At 66.4% G+C, this 26,092-nt stretch carries 22 protein-coding genes and 1 tRNA gene; 5 read left to right on the top strand and 18 right to left on the bottom strand.

The window, feature by feature from the left end:
* Positions 1-144 precede the first annotated feature (144 nt).
* Complete coding sequence (locus O8I58_RS00955) at positions 145-3,096, top strand: TonB-dependent receptor (RefSeq protein ID WP_298322611.1); 2,952 nt, start codon at positions 145-147, stop codon at positions 3,094-3,096.
* 149 nt (positions 3,097-3,245) lie between these two features.
* On the opposite strand, the gene O8I58_RS00960 is transcribed toward O8I58_RS00955, so the two are convergent.
* Entirely contained in the window at positions 3,246-3,644 is a 399-nt protein-coding gene (locus tag O8I58_RS00960) for a winged helix-turn-helix transcriptional regulator (RefSeq protein ID WP_298319915.1), read from the bottom strand.
* Between the two features lie 92 nt (positions 3,645-3,736).
* On the opposite strand from O8I58_RS00960, the gene O8I58_RS00965 reads away from it, so the two are divergent.
* Positions 3,737-4,486, top strand: a complete 750-nt coding sequence (locus tag O8I58_RS00965; protein WP_298319917.1) for an SDR family oxidoreductase — start codon at positions 3,737-3,739, stop codon at positions 4,484-4,486.
* A 625-nt stretch (positions 4,487-5,111) separates the two neighbouring features.
* Here O8I58_RS00965 and O8I58_RS00970 read toward each other — a convergent pair.
* Both O8I58_RS00970 and O8I58_RS00975 read right to left on the bottom strand, forming a co-directional pair.
* Positions 5,112-5,194: transfer RNA gene (locus O8I58_RS00970), tRNA-Leu, on the bottom strand.
* Positions 5,195-5,518: 324 nt separating this feature from the next.
* Entirely contained in the window at positions 5,519-6,490 is a 972-nt protein-coding gene (locus O8I58_RS00975) for a LacI family DNA-binding transcriptional regulator (RefSeq protein ID WP_298319919.1), read from the bottom strand.
* 155 nt (positions 6,491-6,645) lie between these two features.
* Between O8I58_RS00975 and O8I58_RS00980 the strand changes: the two genes are divergently transcribed.
* Positions 6,646-9,213: a glycoside hydrolase family 3 protein gene (locus O8I58_RS00980; RefSeq protein WP_298319921.1), complete on the top strand. Its 2,568-nt coding sequence runs from the start codon at positions 6,646-6,648 to the stop codon at positions 9,211-9,213.
* Between the two features lie 20 nt (positions 9,214-9,233).
* Here the strand turns inward: O8I58_RS00980 and O8I58_RS00985 are convergent, their stop codons facing one another.
* The 13 genes from O8I58_RS00985 to O8I58_RS01045 all read right to left on the bottom strand — a co-directional run bounded on the left by O8I58_RS00985 (position 9,234) and on the right by O8I58_RS01045 (position 19,572).
* A complete protein-coding gene (locus O8I58_RS00985; protein ID WP_298319924.1) occupies positions 9,234-9,833 on the bottom strand; it encodes a cysteine dioxygenase family protein in 600 nt (199 codons plus the stop codon).
* 213 nt (positions 9,834-10,046) lie between these two features.
* Positions 10,047-11,159 (bottom strand): homoserine O-acetyltransferase MetX, encoded by a 1,113-nt coding sequence (locus O8I58_RS00990; protein WP_298319925.1) that lies wholly within the window; start codon positions 11,157-11,159, stop codon positions 10,047-10,049.
* A gap of 87 nt (positions 11,160-11,246) precedes the next feature.
* Positions 11,247-12,260: a tetratricopeptide repeat protein gene (locus tag O8I58_RS00995; protein ID WP_298319926.1), complete on the bottom strand. Its 1,014-nt coding sequence runs from the start codon at positions 12,258-12,260 to the stop codon at positions 11,247-11,249.
* Entirely contained in the window at positions 12,260-12,682 is a 423-nt protein-coding gene (locus O8I58_RS01000; RefSeq protein WP_298319928.1) for a cytochrome c-type biogenesis protein, read from the bottom strand. The genes O8I58_RS00995 and O8I58_RS01000 overlap by 1 nt, the downstream gene beginning before the upstream one ends.
* 128 nt (positions 12,683-12,810) lie before the next feature.
* Positions 12,811-13,386 (bottom strand): DsbE family thiol:disulfide interchange protein, encoded by a 576-nt coding sequence (locus O8I58_RS01005; protein WP_298319930.1) that lies wholly within the window; start codon positions 13,384-13,386, stop codon positions 12,811-12,813.
* On the bottom strand, positions 13,383-15,302 hold the full coding sequence (locus tag O8I58_RS01010) for a heme lyase CcmF/NrfE family subunit (protein WP_298319932.1): 1,920 nt from the start codon (positions 15,300-15,302) through the stop codon (positions 13,383-13,385). The genes O8I58_RS01005 and O8I58_RS01010 overlap by 4 nt, the downstream gene beginning before the upstream one ends.
* Positions 15,303-15,362: 60 nt before the next feature.
* Complete coding sequence (gene ccmE / locus O8I58_RS01015) at positions 15,363-15,830, bottom strand: cytochrome c maturation protein CcmE (RefSeq protein WP_298319935.1); 468 nt, start codon at positions 15,828-15,830, stop codon at positions 15,363-15,365.
* Positions 15,827-16,006: a heme exporter protein CcmD gene (gene ccmD, locus O8I58_RS01020; protein ID WP_298319936.1), complete on the bottom strand. Its 180-nt coding sequence runs from the start codon at positions 16,004-16,006 to the stop codon at positions 15,827-15,829. Before ccmD ends, ccmE begins: the two co-directional genes overlap by 4 nt.
* Positions 16,003-16,761, bottom strand: a complete 759-nt coding sequence (gene ccmC / locus O8I58_RS01025; RefSeq protein ID WP_298319937.1) for a heme ABC transporter permease CcmC — start codon at positions 16,759-16,761, stop codon at positions 16,003-16,005. Before ccmC ends, ccmD begins: the two co-directional genes overlap by 4 nt.
* A 189-nt stretch (positions 16,762-16,950) precedes the next feature.
* Entirely contained in the window at positions 16,951-17,397 is a 447-nt protein-coding gene (gene azu / locus O8I58_RS01030; RefSeq protein WP_298319938.1) for an azurin, read from the bottom strand.
* A 228-nt stretch (positions 17,398-17,625) separates the two neighbouring features.
* Complete coding sequence (gene ccmB / locus O8I58_RS01035; RefSeq protein ID WP_298319939.1) at positions 17,626-18,312, bottom strand: heme exporter protein CcmB; 687 nt, start codon at positions 18,310-18,312, stop codon at positions 17,626-17,628.
* Between the two features lie 4 nt (positions 18,313-18,316).
* On the bottom strand, positions 18,317-19,045 hold the full coding sequence (gene ccmA, locus O8I58_RS01040) for a heme ABC exporter ATP-binding protein CcmA (protein ID WP_298319940.1): 729 nt from the start codon (positions 19,043-19,045) through the stop codon (positions 18,317-18,319).
* A 47-nt stretch (positions 19,046-19,092) separates the two neighbouring features.
* Positions 19,093-19,572, bottom strand: coding sequence for a DUF3293 domain-containing protein (locus tag O8I58_RS01045; protein ID WP_298319942.1), 480 nt, complete (start codon positions 19,570-19,572; stop codon positions 19,093-19,095).
* 147 nt (positions 19,573-19,719) lie between these two features.
* On the opposite strand from O8I58_RS01045, the gene O8I58_RS01050 reads away from it, so the two are divergent.
* On the top strand, positions 19,720-20,868 hold the full coding sequence (locus O8I58_RS01050) for a pyridoxal phosphate-dependent aminotransferase (RefSeq protein ID WP_298319943.1): 1,149 nt from the start codon (positions 19,720-19,722) through the stop codon (positions 20,866-20,868).
* Positions 20,865-21,677 (top strand): amidohydrolase, encoded by an 813-nt coding sequence (locus tag O8I58_RS01055; protein WP_298319944.1) that lies wholly within the window; start codon positions 20,865-20,867, stop codon positions 21,675-21,677. The genes O8I58_RS01050 and O8I58_RS01055 overlap by 4 nt, the downstream gene beginning before the upstream one ends.
* Before the next feature lie 80 nt (positions 21,678-21,757).
* Here O8I58_RS01055 and O8I58_RS01060 read toward each other — a convergent pair whose 3' ends face one another.
* On the bottom strand, positions 21,758-23,044 hold the full coding sequence (locus O8I58_RS01060) for a histidine-type phosphatase (RefSeq protein WP_298319945.1): 1,287 nt from the start codon (positions 23,042-23,044) through the stop codon (positions 21,758-21,760).
* 101 nt (positions 23,045-23,145) lie between these two features.
* Positions 23,146-26,034: a TonB-dependent receptor gene (locus O8I58_RS01065; RefSeq protein WP_298319947.1), complete on the bottom strand. Its 2,889-nt coding sequence runs from the start codon at positions 26,032-26,034 to the stop codon at positions 23,146-23,148.
* Between the last annotated feature and the right edge of the window lie 58 nt (positions 26,035-26,092).

Genomic DNA, 26,092 nt, shown 5'->3' on the forward strand with positions numbered 1-26,092 from the left:
GCACGTCAGTCGACGATGACTGTGGGGCCCGCACTGCGGATTGCGCGATGGAAATCGCAGGCGTTGGCACGCCCCGTCACTCCTCTCCCAGAACCGGATATTCCCTTGCTCAGTCGTCTGTCTTCTGTTCGACCGCGCCCGCTCGTGCTGGCGCTGGCCCTCGGCCTGCTGGCCGGCAATGCCTCGGCCCAATCCACTACCGGCGCCATCAGTGGCCAGGCGCCCGCCGGCGCCACCACCGTGCTGGTGCGTAGCGACACCGGCCTGGCCCGCGAGGTGCAGGTTGATGCGCGCGGTCGCTACCAGGTGTCCCAGCTACCGTTGGGGACCTATACGGTCACCGCACGCCGTGATGGCAGTGATGTGGATTCGCGCAATGACGTGAGCCTGACCGTGGGCGCCAACACCGATGTGTCCTTCGGCGCAGTTGTGCAAGTGGGCGGCGTGCATGTCACTGCCGACCGCGCTGCCGCAGCCATCGATGTGAGCAGTGTCGATTCGCGCACCGTCATCACGGCGGAAGAGCTGCAGCGCTTGCCGCTGGGACGTTCGGCCGAGGCCATCGCCAAGCTGGCGCCCGGCGTGGTCGGCAACAGTGGCAGTGGCACCTATGTCGGCCCGACCGGGCAACAGCTGGTGAGCTTCGGTGGATCATCCGCGAGCGAGAACGCCTACTACATCAATGGATTCAACACGACCGATCCATTGCGCGGGCTTGGCGGCCTGACCTTGCCCTACGGCAGCATCGAGCAGCAGGAGGTCTACACCGGCGGCTACAGCGCCAAGTACGGGCGTTCGGACGGCGGCGTGATCAATGCGGTGGGCAAGCGCGGCACCAATGAATGGCATTTTGGCGGCCAGCTCACCTGGGAGCCGGACGGCCTGCGTGCTTCGCAAGGCGACGTGTACTACCCCGCCAACGGCACGCTGTACCGGCCAGACAGCCAGAACCATTCCTGGGTCACCACGCAAAGCATTTACGCTGGCGGTCCGCTGATCCAGGACAAGCTGTTTTTCTTCGGCTCCTACGAACTCCAGCGCCAGGAAGGCAACACCGTCAACAGCGTCGAGGCGACCAACGCCTACACCGACTACGCCTACCGCCGGCCCAGCTGGTACGCCAAGCTGGACTGGAACATCACCGACAGCCAGTTGCTGGAATTCACCGATGCCTCCAGCCGCTATATCACCCGCGGTACGTATTCCAACTACGACTACGACGCGCTCAAGGTCGGCAGCCGGCGTGGCAGCGCCGACACCACCAAGACCGGTGGCAGCCTGTGGACCGCCAAGTACACCAATTACCTGACAGAGCGGCTGACCTTCAGTGCGCAATACGGCAAGCAGCGCACTGATGACTACACCGGCAACCCTGCCTACGACGGCTCGCTGACCTATCTCAGTGGCACCTCGTATGAAAACCCCGCCTATACCGGTGGGACGCCGATTACGAACAGTCAGACCACCTCCACGCTGGTGGACGCCAACCGCGGCAACCGTACAGACAACCTGCGCGTCGACCTCAACTACGTCATCGGCAACCACAGCATCACCGTGGGCATTGATAACCAGAACGCACGCGCCCTCAATCGCGGCTCGGTTGCCTCTGGAGACGGGTATTACTGGATCTATGGCCAGACTGACCCCAGCGTGCCATTGAGCAGTGGACTGGGTGTGCCAGCCACGGGCGACTATGCCAATGGCGAGGAGGGCTATTACGTGCGCAAGTACATCTACAGCGCGCTGGCTTCGGTGCGTTCGGCCCAGCGGGCGCAATACGTGGAAGACAACTGGCAGGTCACCGACAACCTGCTGCTGAGCCTGGGGCTGCGCCTGGACCAGTTCACCAATTACAACCGCGATGGCGATCCCTACATCAAGCAGACCAGCGGGCAGTGGGCGCCGCGGCTGGGCTTCAGCTGGGACGTGAATGGCGACGGGCACTTCAAGGTGTTCGGCAACGCAGGGCGCTACTACCTGGCGCTGCCGCTCAACCCGGCGTTCAACGCCGCCGGTGCCACCCTGGCCACGTCGACCTATTACACCTACGGCGGGATCGACGCCAACGGCTATCCGACCGACCTGACCCAGATCTCCGACGCGGTCTCGGCCAACAACAACTACGGCAACCTGCCTGATCCCAAGACCGTCGCAACGCAGGGGATCGAGCCGTCGTACCAGGACGAGTTCATCCTGGGCTTCAGCAAGACCCTTGGCGGCAACTGGGTGTATGGCGCCAAGGCGACCTATCGCGTCCTGCGCAGCGGTGTGGATGATTACTGCGACAGCGACACGGTGTTCGCCAAGGCCGCGGCGCTGGGCTACACGGTCACCCTGGACAGCAATCCGGTCAGCTGCTGGTTGATCAATCCGGGCAAGTCCAACACCTTCACCCTGGTCGATACCAGCGGTAACTACGTCAGCGTGCCGTTGAGCAATGAAGAGTTCGGCTTCCCCGAGTTCAAGCGCAACTACTACGGGGTGAACCTGTCGCTGGAGCATCCGTTCGACGGGCGCTGGTACGGCGCCGTCAACTACACCTGGTCACGCAGCTATGGCACCACGGAAGGCCAGCTTCGTTCCGGCATCGGCCAGACCGCGGCGTCGACCACCGTGGACTGGGACTTCGCCTCGCTGATGGAAAATACCAACGGCCCGCAAAGCAACGACCATACCCATCAATTCAAGTTCTACGGCTACTACCAGATCAACCCGCAGTGGTTGGTGTCGGCCAACCTGAGCGTGCAATCAGGATCACCGTTCTCTGCGCTGGGATCGTATGGGTCTGATCAAAGCGATCCCGCCGGCTACGGCACGTATTACCACTTCTACCAGGGTGAAGCGGCGCCCCCGGGCAGCCAGGGACGCCTGCCATGGCTGAAACAGCTGGACCTGGGCGTGGGCTATCGGCCGGCATTCGCCGATCACAAGCTGTCGTTCAACCTGGATGTGTTCAACGTGTTCAACAGCCAGACCACCTTGTGGAAGTACCCGTACTCGGAGCAGGACCCGGGTCAGTCCGAACCGCTCTATGGTGCCGCAGTCCTGAGTCAGGCGCCGCGTTCGGCTCGCCTGAGTGTGAGTTACGACTACTGACGCAGCCGTCGTTAAGCGATACATGCCACACGGAGGTGGCGCATCTCTCATCAACGACACCATGCAACGGCACGGCCCTCCGGGGGCGTGCCGTTGTCATATGCGTGGGGTGAAACCGGGTTTGACAGGCGCGTGCCTGCACGTCGCGATCAGGGCGCAACGTCGTCCATGCCAGCCTTCAACGCCGGACCATGCGCGCGCATCCAGTCGGCCAGCGAGTGCAGTGTCGGCGCCAGTGAGTGGCCTAGCGCGGTGACTTCGTATTCGACCCGTGGCGGGACTTCCGGGTGCACGGTGCGCTGGACCAGGTGGCGTTGTTCGAACAGGCGCAGTTGCCGGGTGAGTTCCTTCTGGGTGATCGGTGCTACCGCACGTTGCAACGCGCTGAAGCGCACTGGCGCATCTTCAACGATGAGGCGATACAGGATCGGGATCGCCCACTTGCCCGAGACCAACTGGACGAAGTCGCGCATCGGGCATCCATCCTGCGGATCGATGGCGGTCGAAGTGTGTGCCAGCGACGCGTTGGCGTTGCGCGATGGGATCATGTCGGTGGGTTGGTATCCATGCGGTGCGTACTATACAAAGCGGATCGCGCCGGCCAGTCTCGCCGCTCTTTCAAGATGAGCAGGTGGCCGCGATGGCACGCATGAAGGGCAAGTACGCGCTGGTGACCGGCGGCAGCAGCGGCATCGGCTTGGAAACCGCCAGGCAGTTCCTTGCGCAGGGCGCGCAAGTGGCTATCACCGGCCGCGATGCCGATGCGCTGGCGCGCGCGCAGGCGCAGCTGGGCGAGCCGGTGCTGGCGATCCGCAGCGATGCCTCGCAGGTCGCCGACCAGCAGCAGATCGCACGGACCCTGGCGCAGGCCTGGCCGCGGTTGGACGTGCTGTATGCCAATGCCGCCGATGTCACCCATCGCCTGCTGCAGGACTGGGATGAGGCGACGTTTGACCGGGTGCTGGCGACCAATCTGAAGGGGCCGTTCTTCCTGGTGCAGTCGCTGTTGCCGCTGCTGGGCGATCGCGCGTCGATCATCCTGTGTGGCTCGACCAGCGCGCATATCGGCCTGCCGCAGAGTTCGGTCTATGCGGCCAGCAAGGCAGCGCTGCTGTCGCTGGCGCGGACGCTCTCGGCCGAACTGCACCCGCGCGGCGTGCGGGTCAATGTACTCAGCCCGGGGCCGACCGACACCCCGGCACTGAACAAGCTGGGCCTGGCGCCCGAGGCAGAAGAACGCCTGCGCCAGGACATCCGCCAGCTGGTACCTATCGGCCGCCTGGGTACGCCGTGGGAGCTGGCGCAGGCCGCGGTGTACCTGGCCAGCGACGAATCGCGCTTCATGCTGGGCAGCGAACTGCTGGTCGATGGCGGCGTGGCCAATCTCTGAGGCGCATCTGGCGTGTCGCCATATGCACATGAAGAGTCCGCATTTGGCGCAGGGCGGATGGCAGCGTCTACTGCACGCCACAGGGGTGTTCCGGCAGGACGCCTCGCCCTGACGTGCTGTGCTGGCCGGTTGTCCTGACCCGACACCCGGTCAGTCACAGCCGACCAGTTCCACCGATTTCAGAGACTCTCGGTTGTTCCCCGGTCTAGAGACTCGTTGGTGCGCCGTGGCCCGCGTCTCCACGGTGCGCCGTTTTTCTCCACCATCCAGCGATGCGGTGCAGGCCTGTCGAAAGCCTTGCCACTTGGGGCCTTCCGGTCCTTCGCGCGGCGATCGGGCGGGGGCGGCCCAGCTTCCAGCCTCGAACCCCTTGCTCGGTATTCCCCGCACGACCACGCTTGGCGACATCGCGCGCATGACAGTGCCGCAGGTGTTGCACAGCCGTCTGCCGTTGCATGCCGATACGCGTGAGCGCGTGGTGGCGCAGCTGCGCGGGCAGGGCAATGTTGAGGATCAGACGGGAGGGGGCGCCAATGCTGACAGCCATTCCGCTGCATTCGACCACGACGCAATGGCGATAAAGAACAAGGGCCTAGCCTCGCGGCTAAGCCCTTGTTTTGATTTGTGCCGAAGGTGGGACTCGAACCCACACGCTTTTAAGGGCGGCGGATTTTGAGTCCGCTGCGTCTACCATTCCGCCACTTCGGCGCGGCCGCGCAGTATAGCGGCACGATCGCCGAAGCGGTATGGGCAAGGTGCCGATGTTGGGATGTTCGCTTCGCCGCGGGGGTGGGGAGCGCGCCGTTGCGGGCTGTGCGCTGACCATGCGGTCAGGGAAGGCGGTTTTGACGCGCCGCAGAATGCATTGGTGGCCGCATTCCGTATCGTGACAGCGCTGTCACGGGGTGACATGCATTGCCCGTCGCCAGACCCGATCCCGGAATGAAGGCCTTCTCTCCAACCATGAGCGCGCGCCCGCGATGTCACGCCGCCCATTCCGTCACTGCGTGCGACGGTCTGATGCCGTGCGGCCTAGGTGCCCGGGTTGGCCGGCGCCGCCGTCGATTCGCGCAGCTGCAGGGCGTAGTCCATGCGCACCATGTCGCCGTGGTCCGGGGCTTGGATGGCCTTGAGCAGTTCCAGCGTGGCGGTGCGGCCCATGTCGCGGGTTGGCTGGCGCACGGTGGTCAGCGAAGGAAAGATGTGGCGCGAGATCGGCGTGTCGTCGAAACCGCACACCGACAGATCGTGTGGAATGCGCAGCCCGCGCTCGCCGGCCACGCGGATCACGCCGGCGGCCATGTCGTCATTGGCGGCGAAGATCGCGGTGGGGCGGTCTTCCAGGTCCAGCAGCTGGTTGGCGCCCCGCACGCCCGATTCAAAGGTGAACTCGCCCTTGGCCACCAGCGCCGGGTCGTAGGCGATGCCGGCCGAGCGCAGCGATTCGCGGTAGCCGGCATGGCGCCATTCGGCCGCGCCGTGGGTGGGCGGTCCCTTGATATGGCCGATGCGCCGGTGCCCCAGCGTGATCAGGTGGTCCATCAGTTCGCAGACTGCGGCATGTTCGTCCACGGTTACGCCGATCCGGCCGCGGGGAATGCGCGGGGCGATGCTGGCGAAGGGCAGGGCGGCATCGTCCAGGAAGGCGAGCAGGTCCATGTCGTCGGTCAGCGGCGGCGTCAGCACGAAGCCGTCCACGCCGTGCTGGTTGGCCAGTTCGCGCAGCTCGGCAATCGCACGACCCTCGCCGTACATCACCGGCGCCAGCACCAGCGTGTAGTGGCGCGCACGGCAGGCGTCGAGCACGCCGCCCTGGATTTCCATCAGGTAGTTGCGCGAGGGGTTGTCGTAGGCCAGCGCCACCACGAAGGTGCGTCGGCTGGCCAGACTGCGTGCGGACAGGTTGGGCTTGTACTGCAGCCGGTCGACCACTTCCTGCACGCGCTGGCGCGTGTCCTGGCTGACGCGCGGCTCCTGGTTGAGCACGCGCGACACCGTCTTCATCGAGACACCGGCCGCTGCGGCCACATCTTCAAGTCTTACCCGCATCGAACGGCTGTCCCGACGGTCATTTGTCGCCATCTTGCCAAAGTACGCGGAAAAGCCACGCTGCAGTTGCAGCATGGTTCGGCGCGCCACGTCCATCCAGGGAGAACTGCATGAGCTTCAATCCGCTTCCAACCCCGCGCCTGCCGGCGCGCCGCGCGCTGGTCCTGGCGCTGACCGGCTCGGTGCTGCTGGCTGGCGTGGCCATCGCTGCCGAAACCCAGCCCGCCGCGGGCAGTGCGCACCCGGAGCTGTGGCCGCAGCAGCGTTCGCCGATCGCGCCGGACCCGAAGCTGGAAAAGCGCATCGATGCCTTGATCGCAAAAATGCGTGTCGAAGAGAAGGTGGGCCAGGTGGTGCAGGGCGATATCGCCAGCATCACCCCGGACGACCTGAAGACCTACCGCCTGGGTTCGATCCTGGCTGGCGGCAGCTCCGATCCGGGTGGCCAGTACAACGCCCCGGCCAAGGCCTGGCTGCAGCTGGCCGACGATTTCTACGCCGCGTCGATGGACACCAGCGGCGGCAAGTACAACGCGATCCCGGTGATCTTCGGCGTCGATGCGGTGCATGGCCACAACAACGTGGTCGGCGCGACGCTGTTCCCGCACAACATCGGCCTGGGCGCCACGCACGACCCGGCGCTGATGGGGCAGATCGCCGTGGCCACCGCCGCCGAGATGCGCGCGACCGGCATCGACTGGACCTTCGCGCCGACCCTGGCAGTGCCGCAGGATGATCGCTGGGGCCGCACCTACGAGGGCTATTCGGAGAATCCGGCGGTGGTGCGTTCCTACGCCGGCCCACTGATCCAGGGCCTGCAGGGCAAGCCGGGCACGAAGGACTTCCTCAAGGGCGCGCATGTGGTGGCGACGGCCAAGCATTTCCTGGCCGATGGCGGCACGTTCGAAGGCCGCGACCAGGGCGATGCCCACATCGACGAAGCCACCTTGCGTGACGTGCACGGCGCCGGCTATCCGCCCGCGCTGAAGGCCGGCGTGCAGGCGGTGATGGTGTCGTTCTCCAGCTGGAACGGGGTCAAGATGAGCGGCAATGCTTCGCTGCTCGAAGGCGTGCTGAAGCAGCGCATGGGCTTCGACGGGTTCGTGGTCAGCGACTGGAACGGCCATGCCAGCGTGCCGGGCGGAAGCCGCGAGAACTGCGTGCCGTCGTTCGTCGCTGGCGTGGACATGATCATGGCGCCCGATACCTGGAAGGGCTGCTACGAGCACATCCTGGCGGCGGAAAACGCACACACGCTGCCGGCCGGTCGCCTGGACGAAGCGGTCCGCCGGATCCTGCGGGTGAAGTTCCGCGCCGGCATGTTCGAAGCTGGCAAGCCTTCGACGCGTGGTGTGGCCGGGCAGTTCGAGTTGCTCGGCAGTGCCGAACATCGGGCTGTCGCACGCCGTGCGGTGCGCGAGTCGCTGGTCCTGCTGAAGAATGAGAACAAGGTGCTGCCGCTGGATCCGCGCAAGACGCTGCTGATCGCCGGTGATGGCGCCGACGACATGATGATGCAGTCCGGTGGCTGGACGCTGAGTTGGCAGGGCACCGGCCTGACGCCGCAGGATTTCCCCGGCGCGCAGACCATTGGCGCGGCGTTGCGCGAGCAGGTCGGCAAGGCCGGTGGCAAGGCGGAGCAGTCGGCCGATGGCAGCTATACGACCAGGCCCGATGCGGCGGTGGTGGTGTTCGGCGAAACGCCGTACGCCGAGTTCCAGGGTGACCTGAAGGTGCTGGCGTATCGCCCTGGCGACGACCGTGACCTGAAGCTGCTGCGCAAGCTCAAGGCCGAAGGCATCCCGGTGGTGGCGGTGTTCCTGTCCGGGCGCCCGCTGTGGATGAATCGTGAGATCAATGCAGCCGATGCGTTCGTGGCTGCGTGGCTGCCGGGCTCGGAAGGCGGCGGCGTGGCCGATGTGCTGCTGCGCGATGCAGCAGGCAAGGTGCAGCACGACTTCCGCGGCACGCTGTCGTATTCGTGGCCGCGCACTGTGCTGCAGAGTCCGCTCAATGTTGGTCAGCCGGGCTACGACCCGCAGTTCGCCTATGGCTATGGTGTGAGTTACGCCAAGCCGGCCAAGGTGGGCGCGTTGTCCGAAGACGCCGGCATGGACCTGGCAACACTGGGCTCGGAGACGTTCTTCACGCGTGGTACGCCGGCCACGGGCTGGACGCTGCGCGTGCAGTCCAAGGTCGGCAAACCACGTTCGTTATCGCAGGCCTCGGGCCAGAAGGACGCGCCTGACGTGGCGATCTCGCCCGTCGACTACAAGGCGCAGGAAGATGCCTGGCGGATCGAGTGGAAGCAGGACGGCGAGATCGCCTTCGTCGCGCCGCGTCCGCTGGACCTGGTGCGCGAGACCAACGGCAACGTGATGCTGCTGGTGACCATGCGCGTGGACGTGCCGCCGAAACGGCAAGGTGCCGAACTCTTCATGGAATGCGGCCCGGGTTGCAGCGCGGCATTGCCGGTCGATGCGGCGATGGCCAACGCACCGCGCGATGCCTGGGGCAAGGTCGGCATTCCGCTGAAGTGCTTCTCCGAGCGTAACGGCCAGATGGGGCAGGTCAGCGTGCCGCTGGGTTGGAAGATGCCAGCTGGAACCGTGCTGTCGGTGCACGAAGTCGGCTTCGGCACCGACGCCCAGCATGTGCTGGAGTGCCCTGCAAAATAACGAAGGTGTGCTGGCTGCGCTTAGTGCGTGGCCGGCTCGGCCGGCAGCGGATCGGAATGGATGGTGCGGTCCTCGCACTGCATCCATCCCGGGCGCTGCGCATCGGCCAGGTAGATGCCGCAGCGATCCAGGCTGTGCTTGTAGACATGCAGCGAGACGGCGATGTCTGCATCGCTCGCGTTGCGGATGGTGTGGTACTCGTGCGGCGGGATCAGCGCACCGGCGCTGCCGGCTTCGGCCAGTTGGGTATCGGCGGCGGTGAAGCGATACGCGCTGTCGACATGTTCGGCCAGCGCGTACTGGGTGATCTCCAGCTGGCCCTGCCAGACACCTTCGACGCACCACACGCCTGCGTGGTCGTGGATCTGCGTGCCTTGCCGCGGTCCCCAGGTCATGGCGACGACGCTGTAGCCGTGCTCCGGGCTGACGTACAGCTCGCGTCGTGCGTAGTGGTCCTCCGCCGGCTGCTGCACCAGCGCTGGCAATTGCACATGGGTATCGACGATCAGGGAGGCCAGCGTGTCGCGCAGCGCTTCTGCAACCGCATGATCGTCGCCGAGGGCGACGGCGGCGTCCAACGCGCGGATCAGTCTGTCCTTGCCGGGAAATTGAAGCGGCATCGGGAGAACCTCGTCAACGGCGTCACATGGACATCAATGCCCAATGTTCGCAGAAACGGCTCCGTGGCGGGTCACCGAGGATGGCGACGGTGATCCATGCATGCCCCCACTGTAGAGCGGAGCTTGCTCCGCTGCGCTCCGGTCGGGTCACAGGGAAGGCCTCAGCGGAGCCCCCAAGATGGGATTGCCACAAGCTCCGCTCTACACCAAGCGTCACAGCTTCGCGAGGAAGCCGCGCACGGCGGGGTCGAAACGGGCGAAATCCACCAGGAACGCATCGTGTCCCTGCGGCGAGGCCAGTGGCACGAATTCGCTGTCCGCGCCGCCCGCGCGCAGGCCCAGTGCGATCTGTTCCTGTTGCTGCAGCGGGAACAGGATGTCGGTGGTCGCACCGATCGCCAGTGCGCGCTCCAGCTTGATGCCGGCCAGCGCGGTCATGACGTCGCCGCCGCCATGTTCGGCCAGGTCGAACCAGTCCATCGAGCGGCTCAGGTATAGATAGCAGTTCGGGTCGAACTGGCGCACGAAGCGGCGCGCGTGGCCTTCCAGATAGCTTTCCACCTGGAACTCCAGGCCGAACGGATCTTCATCCGGGCGGTCCGATTCGAGCCGCACGCGGCCGAAGCGGCCGTCCCATTCCAGCGCCGAGCGATAGGTGATGACGCCGAGCTTGCGCGCCATGCGCATGCCGCTTTCCGGGTACGCGGCTTCGGTGTAATCGCCGCCATTCCACATCGGGTCCAGGCGGATCGCCTCGCGCTGCAACGAGCGGATGGCGATGGAAAACGGCAGCGCCTGCGCGCTGCCGGAAATATTGATGTGGCTGCGTGCGATGCCGGGGTTGGCCTGCAGCAATGCTAGCGCGGTCATGCCGCCCATCGAGTTGCCGACCACGCAGGCCAGCCGGTCGATACCCAGCGCACGCACCACTTCTACTGATGCGGCCGCGCCGTCTTCCACCGACAGGTCGGGGAAGGACAGGCGATAGGTTTCTCCGGTGGCGGCATTGACCGATGCCGGCCCGGTCGAGCCCTTGCAGCTGCCCAGCGAATTCACGCACACCACGAACCAGCGGTCGGTATCGATGGCCTTACCCGGGCCGAGCATCGCTTCCCACCAGCCATCGGCGGGGTTGTCCGCATTCGCGGCGGCGTGCGCATCGGGCGACAGGCCGGTGACGATCAGGACGGCGTTGTCGCGTGCCGGCGACAGCGTGCCCCAGGTCTCGTAGGCGACGCGTGCATCGCGCAGCGCGCCCCCACGCTTCATGGGGAAGGGCGAGGTCAGCGCGTGCCAGCGGGTCCCTGGCGGAGTGAATTCAGTCATCGGCCAAGTTTAGCCGGTGGCCCAATCCCGGCGGTCAAACCGGGCCATGCATGGCGGCAACGCAGCGTGTCGCGCTGGGAAAACGCCTCAGGGCTGGCTGGCGCCGATCACCAGTTTGACCGGCGCGGTCGCCGGCAGCGTCACGCGGACCGGGGTCGATTCAAGGTCGCCTTCGCCACGCTGGGCGTTGCCGCTGGCTGACAGCCGCGCGACCAGTTCGACGTCCTTCAATGCGGAGAGCTTCATGGTCGGCATCGGGCTGTCGGCATCGCTCAGGGTGATATGCAGCGGCAGCTCCTGCAGGGTGTGCTTTTGCACCGCCACCGGCATTGGCGGACCACCGACCTGGCGTGCGATCACGAACACCGTGGCATCACCGCGCAGGCGCACGCGGGAGGCGAAGTCTGGATCGAGCGCGACCTCGACCGTGACGCCAGCGGCCGGTGCGATGGCTGCGGGCGCTTCGGCCTTCAGCGGTGGCAGGCCGGCCTCGCTGCGAGCGACGTTGATCTGTTCGCGCAGGCTGGTCGCGGTGGCAGCGTCGACCTGGGCCAGCAGCGGCTCCCAGGTTGCCGCCGCTTGCGCCGGCTGGCTGCGCTGGCGCTGGGCCACGCCCAGGAACCAGCGCGCACGCTGCTGGGTGGGCTGCAGCTGCAGCGCGTGTTCCAGCATCGCCACGGCCGCGTCGTCCAGCCGGCGATCCGGATCGGCCAGGCTGCGCGACTGCGCGGCTTCGACCAGCGCATCGGCATCGTCGGGCAGCAATTTGGCGGCGCGGTCGAAGGCGTCGCGCGCTTCTTCGGGCTTGCCTTCGGCGGTGAGCGCGCGGCCCAGCAGCTGCCAGCCTTCGGCGGCCTGCGGGTTGCGCTGCAGTTCGTCCTTCAGGCGGGTCACGGCGGCATCCAGCGTGACCGGCGCCTGCACGGCCTGCGGCTGCACTCCCACCGGGTTGCCGACGATGCGGTACAGCGCGAACGCGCACACGCCCAGTGCCACCAGCAGTCCGGCCGCGGCCTTGGGTGTGCGGCGCCACAGCGGCCACAGCGCGCCACCCAGGATCAACGCGCCAATCAGTACCGCTGCAATCACCAAACCCGTCATCACCATTCCTGTCCGTCATCGACGCTGGAGACCGCACGCGCGCTGCGCCGGCGCACCACGCGCCAGACCGCCAGTGCCCCGCCCAGCAGCAGCAGGACCGGGCCGAACCACAGCAGCCAGGTGCTGCGTTCCACCTGCGGGCGATACAGCACGAACTCGCCGTAGCGCGCCACCAGGTAGGTCTTGATCTGCTCGTCGCTCTTGCCCGACTGCATCAGCTGCAGGATCTCGCGACGCAGGTCGTGGGCGATCTGCGCGTTGGAATCGGCCAGCGACTGGTTCTGGCACATCACACAGCGCAGTTCGTGGGTCAGCGCGTTGAAGCGCGTTTCCTCGGCGGCATCGCGGAAGTTGAGCGGGGTGGGGTCGCTGACCTGGGCGAACGCGTGCGTGGATAGCAGGATCAGGCAGGCGCACAGCAAGGCCCGCAGCCAATGCCGCGCAGGGGATTTTTGTAGAGCGGAGCTTGCTCCGCTGGCTTTCGCAACCGACATTCCGAGGGAGGGCAGCGGAGCAAGCTCCGCTCTACGAAGGGCGCGGGCCACCTGATTCATTGCGCGCGCTCCGCATCGGCCAGCGCAGGCAGGAGTTCGCCTTCGATGATCGTGTTGTCCAGTGGGCCGACGTGCTTCCAGCGCACGATGCCCTGCGCATCGACCAGGAAGGTTTCCGGCGCGCCGTAGATGCCCCAGTTGAGTGATGCCTTGCCTTCCACATCGCTGACGATGGTGTCGTAGGGATCGCCGAACTGGCCCAGCCAGCGCAGCGCGTCGGCCGGTTCGTCCTTCAGGTCGTAGCCGATCACGCGCAGCTTGCCGGTCTTGGCGAAGGCGCTGACGACCGGGTGTTCGATGCGGCATTCCGGGCACCAGCTGCCCCAGACATTGAGCAGGTAGGGCTTGCCGCGCAGCGTGGCCAGGTCGAAGGTCTTGTCCGGCGTATGCAGCAGCGGCAGCACGGTGGCCGGCGCGGGTTTGCCGATCAGCGCGGAGGGCAGGGCCTGACGATCCGGGCGGTCGGAGCGCTTCACCGCCACCAGCAGCAGGGCGAACACGGCCAGCAGGCACAGCGTGCTGACCACCAGCACCGTGCGCGAGACACCGCGGCGTTCGGGTGTGGTGCTCATGCGGGGGTCTTGTCCTTGCGGCGGAAGCGGCGGTCGGTGGCGGCGACCAGGCCGCCCAGTGCCATCAGCACCGCGCCGGCCCAGATCCAGCGCACCATCGGCTTGACCTGGATGCGCACCGCCCAGGCGCCATTGCCCAGCGATTCGCCCAGGGCCACGTACACGTCACCCAGCACGCCGGGGCGCACGGCCGATTCGGTCATGACCTGGCCACCGCTGGCGTAGGCGCGCTTTTCCGGATGCAGGGTCTGTAGTGGTTCGCCGTGGCGGGTGAGCTGCAGCGTGGCGTAGTCGGCGGTGTAGTTGGGCCCCTGGCTTTCGGCCACGCCATCGAAGGTGAAACCGTAGCTGCCGACCTCGACGGTCTGGCCGGGCTTCAAGGCGACTTCGCGCTGCATGTTGAGGGCTTCGACCATGAGCGCGCCGATCAGGAACACTGCCAGGCCGAAGTGGGCCAGGCTCATGCCCAGCATTTCGGCAGTCATCCGGCCCTGCGCACGCAGGCGCGACCAGACGAAGCGCAACGTGCCGCCGCCGACCCACAGCGCGCCAACCACGGCCGCCGCCATCTTCCACTTGCCTTGCGGCGCCAGGAAGAACGCGGCCACGCCGCCGATCACGGCCAGCACGGCCCACGGCACCAGCAACGCCCACACGCGCGAGGTCTGCTCGCGCTGCCATTTGAACAACGGGCCGAATGGCACCAGCAGCACCAGTGGCGCCATCAGCAGGATGAACAACAGGCTGAAGTAGGGCGGGCCCACCGAGATCTTGCCAAGGTCCAGCGCATCGGCCAGCAGCGGGTACAGCGTGCCCAGTGCGACCATCGCGCAGGCCGAGCCGAGCAGCACGTTGTTGGCCAGCAGCAGGGTCTCGCGCGAACTGGCGGCGAACGGTGCGCCGTCTTCGAACTGCGGCGCGCGCAGCGCGTATAGCAGCAGCGAACCACCGACCACGAGCCCCAGGAACACCAGCACGAACAGGCCACGGGTGGGATCGGCGGCGAACGCATGCACGCTGGTCAGCACGCCCGAGCGGACCAGGAAGGTGCCCAGTAGCGACAGCGAGAATGCGGCGATGGCCAGCAGCAACGTCCAGCCGCGGAAACTGCCGCGCTTTTCGGTCACGGCCTGCGAATGGATCAGTGCCGCACCGGCCAGCCACGGCATGAAGCTCGCGTTTTCGACCGGGTCCCAGAACCACCAGCCGCCCCAACCCAGTTCCGAATACGCCCACCAGCTGCCCAGCGCGATGCCGCCGGTCAGGAACGCCCAGGCCACGTTGGTCCATGGCCGTGTCCAGCGCAGCCAGCGCGCATCGACTTCACCGTCCAGCAGCGCGGCGATGGCGAAGGCGAACGGCACCGAAAACCCGACGTAACCCAGGTACAGCATCGGCGGATGGATGATCATTCCCGGGTCCTGCAGCAACGGATTCAGGTCGCGTCCTTCGGCGGCCGCCGGCAGCAGCCGGATGAACGGGTCGGAGGTGAAGATCAGGAACGACAGGAAGCCGACGCTGACGATCCCCATCACGCCCAGCACGCGGGCCACCACGCGCGCAGGCAGGGCATCGGAGAACAGCGCCACGGCGGCCGTCCACAGCGCCAGCACCAGCGCCCACAGCAACAGCGAACCTTCGTGCGAGCCCCACACCGCGGTATAGCGGTAGACCATCGGCAATAGCGAATTGGAGTTCTCGGCGACGTACCTGACCGAAAAATCCTGGGTCACGAACGCAATGGTCAGGATGACGAACGCCAGGCCCACCGCCACCAGTTGCGCCAGCGCAGCGGGGCGTGCCACGGCCATCCAGGTCGCGTTGCCGCGCCCGGCGCCGATCAGCGGCAACACGGCCTGCAGGACCGATACCAGCAGGGCGAAAATCAGGGCGAATTGCCCGAGTTCAGGAAGCACGGGCAAACCTCGGAAGCGATACGGCGATCCCCGCGTGGGCAGGGATGGGGGGGGTGGGCATCAGCGCAGGCTCTCGGCGGGCGGAGGGACCGCCACGTCGTGTTTCTTGTGCGCGGCGCCCATCTTGTCGGCCACTTCCTTGGGCATGTAGGTTTCGTCGTGCTTGGCCAGCACTTCGGTGGCGACGAACTGGTTGCCCTGCATCGAACCGGTGGCGATCACCGCCTGGTCCTCGCGGAACAGGTCCGGCAGGATCCCGGTGTAGCGCACCGGCAGCTGCGCATCGCCATCGGTCACGCGGAAGTGCGCGTCCAGCGAACCTTCGGTGCGCTTGAACGAACCACGTTCGACCATGCCGCCCAGGCGGAAGCGCGACTGGCTGCCGGCCTCGCCCTTGAGCACTTCGGACGGCGTGTAGAGATAGGCCACGTTGCGCTGCAGGGCCATGGCCACCAACGTGGTGGCCGCACCGGCGGCGACCAGCAGCACCAGCACCAGCAGCAGGCGGCGGCGACGGACCGGATTCATCGCACCAGCTCGGTGTCGGCGGCGGGCGCGGGCTTGCCGCGGCGACGCTGGCGGCTGCCACGCTGGCGCGCATCGCGCAGCAGGCGGCGGATCTGCAGGCGCGGGACGATGAAGTCCCAGGCCAGCACCAGCACGAATACCGCGTAGGCCGCGATCACGTAATGCAGGTAGGTCATGTGCGTTCCTCGGCCAGCTTGGCGACCCAGTCCTTGCCGGATTCGCGGCGCAGGTTGTCAGCGCGCGCGCGGGTCAACAGCGAGCCGGCGAACCAGCACTTGGTCGCCAGCACCATGATCCACAGCGGCGTGATCATGCTGGCGTCCATGTGCGACTTGCCGAACAGGTTGATGGTCTGGCCCTGGTGCAGCGAGTTCCACCACACCACCGAATAGCGGATCACCGGCAGCAGGGCCACGCCGACGATGGCGAGCAGGCCGGCGGCGCGCGCGGCGGCGCGGCGGTCTTCGATGGCGGCGTACAGGCCCATCACGCCCAGATACAGGAACAGCAGGATCAATTCAGTGGTCAGGCGCGGGTCCCAGTCCCACCAGGTGCCCCACATTGGCCTGCCCCAGATCGAACCGGTGGCCAGGGTGATGACGGTGAAAGCCGCGCCGATCGGCGCGCAGGCCATGGCTAGCACTTCGCACAGCTTGATCCGCCAGATCAGCGCGATGGCTGCGTAGACCGCCATCAGCCCGAACACGAACATGCTCATCCAGGCGCTGGGCACGTGGATGTAGAGGATGCGGAAACTGTCGCCCTGCTGGTAATCGGCCGGCACCACGAACAGCGCCTGCCACAGCCCGATGCCCAGCAGCGCCAGGCCCGCCAGATAACACCACGGTGCCCAACGTGCGGCGAACCGGTCGAAGATCGGCGGGGATCCCAGCTGGTGGAACCAAAGGACCACCGCATTCTTTTTGGACATCGCAAACTGCTCGCTTCAAGGAGGAGCCGTGCCCGGCGGGGACGGACGAACGGCACAACCTGCCACGCATGATGCGTGTGCTGGCGTTGCGGGCATTTTTTCAGAAAGGAAGCCGCCGCGCCAATGACGGGCGCGGCGGGTCTGACGCGATTCAGTCCACGCGGCATGCGCCACGCGGGAACCTGCGGCTCATTTGACCGTCAGGGTGCCCTTCATCAGGCTCGAATGGCCCGGGAACGTGCAGAAATACGAGAACGGGCCGCCGGCCAGTTTGGCGACCGGGATCGTGACCGAGGTCGTCTCGCCGCTGCCGATCACCTTGCTGTGCGCGATCACGCGCGCGTCGCCGGCCTTGACGTAGTCGGCGGCTACGCCAGCGGTCATGCCTTCGGAGGCCACGCCGGAAATATCGGACGTCTTGGCGATGACCACGTTGTGGCCCATCACGTTCTTGGCCAGCTTGCCCGGATGGCTCAGGTTGATGGTGAAGCTCTTGCAGCTCTTGGGCACATCGATGTTGGTCTTGTCGAACTTCATCGCGTCATCGCCGGTCAGGTCGGCGGAACAGGTGGCAGCCTGTGCGGCCAGCGGGGCGGACAGCAGCAGGGTCATCGCGATCAGGGTCTTGCGCAGCATCGGGTTCTCCAGAAAGACGCGGTAAGGGGGCGCATTGGCGATGGTCGCAGACCAGGCCGCATCGTGCGCATCCGCGACGGGTAGGGAGAGGGGATTCTAGGCAGTACCGGCGTGGATGCGGGTAGTAGTGGCGTGTATTGGCGCCGCTCGGACAGGCAAAGGCCGATGGGACCGGGCGTTGGCAGGATCGACTCAGACCAATGTCTAAGCCCAATGTCTAAGCCGTGCTCAGTTCAGGGCGATGCGGATCGCCGCCGCGGCCGCCAGCGGCGCCAGCACCAGGGCGATCACCAGGCCCGCGCCCAGCAGCAGCAGCGCACCGACCGCATCGAGCCCCTGCGCGCTGGCCGCGACACTGCCGGCGCCGAACACCAATACCGGCACATACAGCGGCAGGGCCAGCAGCGACAGCAGGATCCCCGAGCGCCGCATGCCCACGGTCAGCGCGGCCACAACCGCGCCCAGCAGGCTCAGCAGCGGCGTGCCCAGCAGCAGTGAAGCCATCAGCACCGGCAGCTGCGCATGCGGCAGATGCAGCAGTTCGCCCAACAGCGGGGTCACCACCACCAGCGGCAGGGCCGTGGTCAGCCAATGGCTGAACACGCGTACGGCGACCAGCCAGGCCAGCGGCACCGGCGCCAGGATCCATTGCTCGAGCGAACCATCCTCGGCATCGCCGCGGAACAGCGTATCCAGCGCCAGCAGTCCGGCCAGCAGCACCGCCAGCCACAGCACGCCGGCGGCCACTTTCGAAAGCAGTTCGGGCGCACCGCCCAGCGACAGCGCGCACAGCACCACCACCAGCAGGGCGAACAGCGCCGGCTGCAGCGCATCGCCGCGACGGCGCCACATCAGGCGCAGGTCGCGCTTCAACAGGGCCGCGGCCACGCTGGGAAGACTCACGCTGCCATCCATGGCGTTACTGCCCCGCCTCTTGATGTCCCGGCCCGGCCATCCCTGGCTGGGCGTTCGCCATCGCGGCCGATGCCGATAGGGCATCGGCCGGGCACGACGGCTCCCCCAGGTCCAGCATCCGGGTCCGCACCGGCGGCGCCGCGTACGCGCCATGGGTGGTCACCAGCGCCGCGCCGCCGCTGCGCAGGTGCGCGGCGACCATGCGGTTGACCAGGGTGATGCCGTCCAGGTCCAGGTTGGCGTAGGGCTCGTCCAGCAGCCACAGCGGCGCCGGCGCCAGCCACAGGCGGGCCAGCGACAGGCGCTTCTTCTGGCCGGCCGAAAGCTGGCGGGCCGGCGTGTCCTCATAACCGGCCAGGCCGGTCAACGCCATCGCATCGACCGGCTGCTGGTTGGGCCGGCGACCATGCAGGCCGCACAGGAAGTCCAGGTTCTCCAGCGCACCCAGGTCGCCCTTCAATGCGGGCAGGTGCCCCAGGTAGGCCATTGCGCGGGCGCGGCCGGCAGTGGCTGCAGGCACGCCGTCCAGCAGGATCGTCCCGTCATCGGCGCGCAGCAGGCCCGCCAGGACGCGCAGCAGGGTGGTCTTGCCCGCGCCGTTGCCGCCCTGGACCAGCAGCGCCTCACCGGCATCGACGTGGAAATCGAGCGGACCGAACACGGGTTCTTCGTTGCGGCTGAAAGCCAGTGCCTGGACGGACAGCAGGGGCGGGCGCGGGGTGTCGGACGTCATCGCGCACATTGTAGGACGGCATCACCCGTCGCGGTCTGCCGGCAGGTTCAGGCGATCCAGTCGATGAAGGGGTTGTCGCAGCAATCCTGTGGCTGGGCGTGCTGCATGCGCAGCCGCACCGGTTCACCGGCCTGCCAGTACAGCGTGCCGGCCTGGCCGAATTCGCGGGCCAGTGCATCGGCCTGCGCGGCTTTGGTGTCCAGCACCAGCCAGCCGTGTTCGATCGCGCCGCCCTGCGCGTTGCAGCCCAGGGCGCGATGGAACGTGCAGCCCAATGCCAGCAAGCGCGATTCCAGTGCATCGCCGGCTTCCAGGTTGCGGCTTTCGCCGGCGGGGCGGGAATGCGGGTTCCAGGCGGTGACGAACTGATAGCGCGCCGCTCCCAGCTGGCGCTCGACATCCTGGGCGCGCTGGCCGACCTGGAACAGCCATTCCTGCCGGCCCACCAGCACGAAGTAATGTGCGGCCGCGTACAGCCGTGCCAACTGGCCGACTGGCAGTTCCCTCGGTTCGGTTTCCCCTTTCATATGGCCGATCATGGCGATGTCGGCCCGCGCCCGCCATCGCCCTGAGGTCACCAAGGCGCGTCACCCGACGTGCGGCGCATTAACCGCCCCATGCGGCCCATTGCGTACACTTGCCGGCCCCACATGAACAGGCCGGATGCCGCCCCGATGCAGCCGCATACCAAGTTGCCCCGCGTGGGCACCACCATCTTCACCGTGATGTCGCAGCTGGCCGCCGAACACGGCGCGGTCAACCTGGGCCAGGGCTTTCCGGACTTCCCGGTGCCCCCGCGCCTGGTGGACGAGCTGGACAAGGCCATGCGCGCCGGCCATAACCAGTACCCGCCGATGACCGGCGTGGCGCCGCTGCGCCAGGCCATCGCCGGCAAGGTGCTGCGCTGCTACGGCGCCCACGTGAATCCGGACACCGAGATCACCGTGACCAGCGGCGCCACCGAGGCGCTGTTCAACGCCATCCACGCGGTGGTGCGTCCGGGCGAAGAGGTCATCGTGCTGGACCCGGCCTATGACAGCTACGAACCGGCGATCGACCTGGCCGGCGCCCGTGCCGTGCACGTGGCGCTGGACCCGCAGACCTTCGCGGTGGATTGGGACAAGGTCCGCGCGGCGATCACGCCGAAGACCCGGCTGATCATGGTCAACAGCCCGCACAACCCGTCCGGGGCGATGTTCGGCAAGGCGGATCTGGAAGCGCTGACTGCGATCCTGGCCGGCACCGACATCTTCCTGATCTCCGACGAGGTCTACGAACACATCGTGTTCGACGGGCGCACCCACGAGTCGGTGCTGCGCTGGCCGGAACTGGCCGCGCGCGCGTTCGTGATTTCCAGCTTCGGCAAGACCTATCACTGCACCGGCTGGAAGATCGGCTACGCGATCGCGCCACCGGCACTGACCGCCGAATTTCGCAAGGTGCACCAGTACAACACCTTCACCAGTTTCGCCCCGGCCCAATACGCCTTCGCCGCGATGCTGGAGGCCGAACCGGAGCACGACGAGGAGCTGGGCGCGTTCTACCAGGCCAAGCGCGACCGGTTCGGCGAGCAGCTGCTGACGACCAAGCTCAAGCCCTTGCCGGTGCCGGGCGGCTATTTCCAACTGGTCGACTATTCGGCGATCAGCGACCTGCCGGACATCGAGTTCGTGAAGTGGCTGACGGTCGAACACGGCGTGACCGCGATCCCGCTGTCGCCGTTCTACGAAACCCCACCGGCCGGCCAACGCCTGGCGCGGCTGTGTTTCGCCAAGAACGCCGCCACGCTGGATGCGGCGATTGAGCGACTGGTGAAGCTGTGAGCGACGCACCGACGCAGGATTTGCGCATCGCCCTGGTCCAGGGCGCGACCCGCTGGCATGACCCGGCTGGCAACCGCAGCTATTACGGTGACCTGATCGCGCCGGCCGCGGGTAACACCGATCTGGTGATCCTGCCGGAGACCTTCACCAGCGGCTTCTCCAACGATGCTATCGACAAGGCCGAAGGCATGGACGGCCTGACCGTGGCCTGGATCCGCGAACAGGCTGTTGCGCTGGATGCCGCGGTGACTGGCAGCGTGCAGCTGCGCACTGACGAAGGGGTATTCAACCGCCTGCTGTGGGCCACGCCCGATGGGCAACTGGCGTATTACGACAAGCGCCACCTGTTCCGCTATGCAAACGAACACAAGCGTTACACGCCTGGCCGCGAGCGGCTGAGCGTGGAATGGAAGGGCTGGCGGATCAATCCGCAGGTCTGCTACGACCTGCGTTTCCCGGTGTTCTGCCGCAACCGCTTTGATGTCGAACGTCCGGGTCAACTGGATTTCGACCTGCAGTTGTTCGTCGCCAACTGGCCGTCGCCGCGTGCCTATGCGTGGAAGACCCTGCTGCGTGCGCGTGCCATCGAAAACCTGTGCGTGGTCGCGGCGGTCAACCGGGTCGGCACCGATGGCAACGGCCACGATTATTCCGGTGACAGTGTGGTGCTGGATGCACTGGGCCAGCCGTTGGCCGAAGCCCATGCGTCCGAAGGCGTCACCTACGCGGCGGTGTCGGCCGAGGCGCTGCGTGCGCACCGCGCGCATTTCCCGGCGATGCTGGATGCGGACGCGTTCGAACTGCGCTAAGCCTGACTCCAGTCTCTGAAGGGTCGCGATTGTGGACTGCTCCCGCGCGCGACCCAGCGCTGAAGGCATTCGCACTCGTATCAGTCGGTCTCGACGACGAATGCAGGATCGATCCGCGCTTGGGCCAATCGCGCGAAATCGGCCATGGGGCAATCGTGTGAGCTGCCATGACTGGGGCACCCCGGGATATAGAGCGGTGAGGACGGTGGAGGTGCATCCAGCGTCAGCGGCGAACGCCGGCGTAACTGATCCAGTGTCTGGGCGGTGTAGCGCGCGCGGATCACCCGGTGCCCATCGGGCTGACGCCAGCGCTCGAAGACCAGGGCGCCGCCCGGAGGCGTCTGGTCAGGCTGGTAGCCGGGCAGTTGCCAATGCAGGTCGAACAGCCCTGCCAGCATCGTCAGGGTGCCGTCGTGTCCGGACAGGATGACCATGGGGGCCTGCCCCCCGATGGACTGGTAGGGCGTGTGGACGCCACTGCCCTGCGCCAAGGTTGCAAGCAGTCGCGCGGCCAGGTGTGAGCTGGCCATCCGTGCGACGTCCGGCGCGCGCAGGCGCAACGCAAACTCGGCCTGATGGGGCGCGAACGCACGCAATAGCGAAGCATCATCCAGCCCGCTCCAACCCAGTGCGTCGAAGTCACGGCCATCAGCCCAGGCCATCAGCAGGCTTTCGCTGATCCCCGAGGCCTTGGCGACAGGGCCTTCGATGCCGGGGATGCCACGCGCCGAGGAGGGCAGGCCGATCGGAACGGCATCGAGGCGTTGCTTGCCGGCGATCGGGTGTTGCGGGCACGTGCCAGCACCGCATTGGAGCAGGAGGCGTTGCATGCCGTCGATCGCGTCGGCCTGGGCGGCATTCCACGCCACTGGGTCACCGCCGATGCGGCCGGAAATGGCAGCCGCCATCTTCCGTGCGGCGTCGGGAGTGTGGAACGCGGCCGGCCCCTCGAAGAGCGGATCTTCGGTGTTTTCTGGCGCCTGGTGGACTGTCGCCTTGCAGTCCGGCAGCAGCGTGCTGGCCAGCGCCTGCGCCGTCGCCAGCGTGCGCTGGGTACGGTTGGCGTGCAGATACACGCGGGCACAGTCGGTGGTGTCCCCCTGCAGCAGCCGATCGTGGATGTAGCGTTCCCGGTTGTACTGTCCCAGGCGCTGTTCAAGTACGGCGCCATTGGCGGTCAGGTCACCGGCGGGCACGTCGAAGCGCGGCCAGGGCCGGATGGAAAAATCGCCCAGTTGCTCCGGACTGGACATCGGCGCGCGCACGCCATGCCGGGTGAGAATCACCACCTTCTCAAGGGTGTCCTGTGCATGGCAGGCAAGCGGTGCCAGCAGGGCTAGCGCGAACAGCATCGAACGTAGCAGCATGAAAATCCCGGTGTTGAAGAGGCGATGGCCCTCCAGGATGTCTGGCAGGCCATCGGAACCGCATGCGACAGGAACGGCGGGTTGCGTTCCGTGCGCGGTGCTCAGAAACGTACGCGCAGTCCGAACGAGACCGTGCGGCCGTAGTCGGTATAGCCGCCGAAGAGGTGATCACCCACGTACTGCCGTTGCACGGCATTGGTCAGGTTGATGCCACTGGCATAGGCCGTCAGATGGTCGTTGACCCGCCACGACACGCTCGCATCGAGGCTGCCGAAGGCGTCGTCGTTGAGGGTTGCCACGTCTGCCGTGCCGACGGCGTTGAGGACGTCGTCCAGCCAGCTGTAGCTCACCCGTGCCTGCAATGGCCCTTTTTCATAGAACAGTGTCGCGTTGTAGCTGTTCTTCGCCACGCCCTCCAGTGCGTCTTCAAACGTGCTGCCGTCACTGTCGCTATAGCGCGCCTGGCTGTCGGTCCAGGTGTAGTTGAGCTGTATGCCCAGTCCATCCAGCGGGGCCGGAAGCCCGGTGAAGACCTGCTGCCAGGCCAGTTCGGCACCCTTGACCGACGCCTTGCTGCCATTGGTCTTGGAATTCAGCAGGTAGGTCAGTCCCTGATAGTCGAGATACGAATACTGGGTCTGGATGAAGCTGGAGATGTCCTTGTAGAACACCCCGGCGGTCAGGGCCGAGGTCGACCCGTAATACCACTCCCAGCTCAGGTCGTACTGCCAGGCCTGGTAGGGCTTGAGGTTGGGATTGCCACCACTGGCCTCGAGGACGCTGCCACCGGAATTGAAAGTGAGTTTGGACGACAGGTCGGTCAGGTCGGGGCGTGTCATGACCTTGGCCACGGCGCCGCGCAGCAGCATGTCATCGCGCAACTCCCAGGCCGCGTTCAAGGACGGCAGCACGTTGATGTAGCTGCGCTGGTAGTGGACCGGGGATGCATCACCATCCACATCGGCATACCCGTCGGTGGTCTGGTGCGTCTGCACCAGGCGCACGCCGGCATTGCCGCGCAGTGCACGTGATGCCAGCGCGCCCTCGAACTCGGCCATCAGATAACCGGAGGCAATCCGCTCTTTGACCGTGTAAGAGTTCTGCAGGTCCGCGGCGGTGGGCGAGTCGGCCAGGTCAGCGATGGTCGGCCAGTCGCCCCAGAACGCGGATTCGACCGGCGCCAGCCAGGACGTCGGCAGGCTGCCGCGGGTGCCGGAGAGGAAGTCGTCCACCGGCAAGGCAGTGAAATCACTGGCATCGAAATACACCCCTGAAATGCCGCTGGTCAGCTGCAGGTCGCGGCGCTGGTAATCACGCGAGCGGTCGCGATATTTCACACCGGCCTTGAAGTTCCGGAAGAAGCCATCGCCCAGTTCTCGTTGCGCGTCCAGCTGGATGGCAGATTCCTTGTCCATCGCGTCGATGCTGCGCCACTCCAGCCGGCGACCTGGTGTGTCCCCGGTCGAATCCGGGTCGTAATCGGCAAAGGTCACGCTGGGGACGTTGCTGCCCGATGCGCTCGGCAGGGACACGCTCATGTCGACCGATGCGCTGGTCCGCAACCGGGTACGCCGGATCGGATCGGAGTCCCAGCTGTGGGCTGTGGAGTGGAACAGGCTGCCATCCAGCGTCCACAGATCGCCGTTCCAGCGCCCGGTGAAATGCGCCGACCTGTTCTCGTCGGTGATGCCCGAGGTCTCCCGCGATAGCTGCACCTGTGCGTCGTCGTAGTCGAAGCCGGTGATCCCCCCGTTGGAGACCACGATGTTGCTCATGTTCTCCAGGTCCCAGCCCATGCCCAGGCTGTACTCGTCGTAATGCACGGTCTGGCGCGTATAGAACAGGTCCAGGCCCAGGTCGAGCCGATCACTAGGACGCCATTGGAACGATGCAGTGGCACCCGCACGCGTGCGGTTTTCCAGTTCCAGGGTGGGACGGATCCCGGTGGGGATGTAGTGGGCGCCGCCCGTCGTACTGGTGTCCTCGACATAGTCGTAGCTCACTTCGTTGACACGATCCTGGCGTAGGTGCCGCTGTGAATAGGCCGCCGACACCAGCATGCCGAAAGTACCGTCATGGTTGACCCAGTTGAACAGGCCGGACATGCGCGGGTCGTTGGCATCGGCCAACTGCGGATGGCTGTTCTCGATCGAGCCGGTGAACAGCGTCTTGCCAAGCTCCAGCGGCTTGAACGTGTGGATATCCACGATGCCGCCGATGGCACCCTCATCCCGATCCGCAGTCGGGCTCTTGATGACCTCGAGCCGGGAGACCAGTTCGGCAGGAAGCGTGTCGTAACGGAACTGGCGCCCGGTCTGTCCGGAGGTCCTCACGTTCTCGTTGACCGCCATGCTTTGCCCATCGAGCGTGGTGACCTGGAAGTTGGCGCCCAGGCCACGCACGCGGACGTAGACACCTTCGCCACGGTCGCGTTCGATCGCCACGCCTGGAACGCGCTGGAGGGCCTCGGCGACGTTCTGCGCCGGCAGCTTGCCGATGTCCTCTGCCGCGATGGCGTCGACGACGCTGTCCGCGTACCGCTTCAACCGCGCTTGCTCACCCAGCGCGCCCGCAAAGCTGCCGGTGACCTTGACCTCGTCTAGCTGCACGGGCTCCACGCGCGCGCTGTCGCCTGCGGCGGACGCAGTGGAAACCTTGCTCGTGTCCGTGGAATCCGGATTGACCTCGGGCGTGTCGGCTTCAAGTGTGACGGTGTCATGGGTGATGTAGCGATAGCGCAGTCCTGTTCTGGCCAGCAGCTGCTGCAACGCACGCTCAGGCGAAAGACCGCCGGTGGCTCCGGGGCTATTGAGGCCGGACGCCGTCTTGGCGTTGTAGATGAACTGCAGGCCGCTCTGCTTGGCCAGCACGTTCAATGCGTGATCCAGGGGCTGTGCCGGGATGGCGGCTTCGGCCGTGTCGGAGGGCTGGGCCGACGCTTGACCTGCGTGCAGGGCGAGGGCGATGGAGAGAAACAATATGCGGCGCATCGTGTAGTCCGGCAAGGGGCGAGGAAGTGGCATGCAGCGCATGCCTGTCTTCACTACG

The organism is Pseudoxanthomonas sp. (assembly GCF_027498035.1).
Taxonomy (GTDB): domain Bacteria; phylum Pseudomonadota; class Gammaproteobacteria; order Xanthomonadales; family Xanthomonadaceae; genus Pseudoxanthomonas_A.

Excerpts from the sequence above, each read along its gene's own strand:
- ccmD (WP_298319936.1), bottom strand. The coding sequence starts at position 16,006 with ATGACCTACCTGCATTACGTGATCGCGGCCTACGCGGTATTCGTGCTG.
- O8I58_RS00985 (WP_298319924.1), bottom strand. The coding sequence starts at position 9,833 with ATGCCGCTTCAATTTCCCGGCAAGGACAGACTGATCCGCGCGTTGGAC.
- O8I58_RS01045 (WP_298319942.1), bottom strand. The coding sequence starts at position 19,572 with ATGAAAGGGGAAACCGAACCGAGGGAACTGCCAGTCGGCCAGTTGGCA.
- azu (WP_298319938.1), bottom strand. The coding sequence starts at position 17,397 with ATGCTGCGCAAGACCCTGATCGCGATGACCCTGCTGCTGTCCGCCCCG.
- O8I58_RS01050 (WP_298319943.1), top strand. The coding sequence starts at position 19,720 with ATGCAGCCGCATACCAAGTTGCCCCGCGTGGGCACCACCATCTTCACC.
- O8I58_RS00990 (WP_298319925.1), bottom strand. The coding sequence starts at position 11,159 with ATGACTGAATTCACTCCGCCAGGGACCCGCTGGCACGCGCTGACCTCG.
- O8I58_RS01065 (WP_298319947.1), bottom strand. The coding sequence starts at position 26,034 with ATGCGCCGCATATTGTTTCTCTCCATCGCCCTCGCCCTGCACGCAGGT.
- ccmB (WP_298319939.1), bottom strand. The coding sequence starts at position 18,312 with ATGGATGGCAGCGTGAGTCTTCCCAGCGTGGCCGCGGCCCTGTTGAAG.
- O8I58_RS00995 (WP_298319926.1), bottom strand. The coding sequence starts at position 12,260 with ATGACGGGTTTGGTGATTGCAGCGGTACTGATTGGCGCGTTGATCCTG.
- O8I58_RS00960 (WP_298319915.1), bottom strand. The coding sequence starts at position 3,644 with ATGATCCCATCGCGCAACGCCAACGCGTCGCTGGCACACACTTCGACC.
- ccmE (WP_298319935.1), bottom strand. The coding sequence starts at position 15,830 with ATGAATCCGGTCCGTCGCCGCCGCCTGCTGCTGGTGCTGGTGCTGCTG.
- ccmA (WP_298319940.1), bottom strand. The coding sequence starts at position 19,045 with ATGACGTCCGACACCCCGCGCCCGCCCCTGCTGTCCGTCCAGGCACTG.
- O8I58_RS00975 (WP_298319919.1), bottom strand. The coding sequence starts at position 6,490 with ATGAAGACGGTGTCGCGCGTGCTCAACCAGGAGCCGCGCGTCAGCCAG.
- O8I58_RS00980 (WP_298319921.1), top strand. The coding sequence starts at position 6,646 with ATGAGCTTCAATCCGCTTCCAACCCCGCGCCTGCCGGCGCGCCGCGCG.
- O8I58_RS01005 (WP_298319930.1), bottom strand. The coding sequence starts at position 13,386 with ATGAGCACCACACCCGAACGCCGCGGTGTCTCGCGCACGGTGCTGGTG.
- O8I58_RS01060 (WP_298319945.1), bottom strand. The coding sequence starts at position 23,044 with ATGCTGCTACGTTCGATGCTGTTCGCGCTAGCCCTGCTGGCACCGCTT.
- O8I58_RS00965 (WP_298319917.1), top strand. The coding sequence starts at position 3,737 with ATGGCACGCATGAAGGGCAAGTACGCGCTGGTGACCGGCGGCAGCAGC.
- ccmC (WP_298319937.1), bottom strand. The coding sequence starts at position 16,761 with ATGTCCAAAAAGAATGCGGTGGTCCTTTGGTTCCACCAGCTGGGATCC.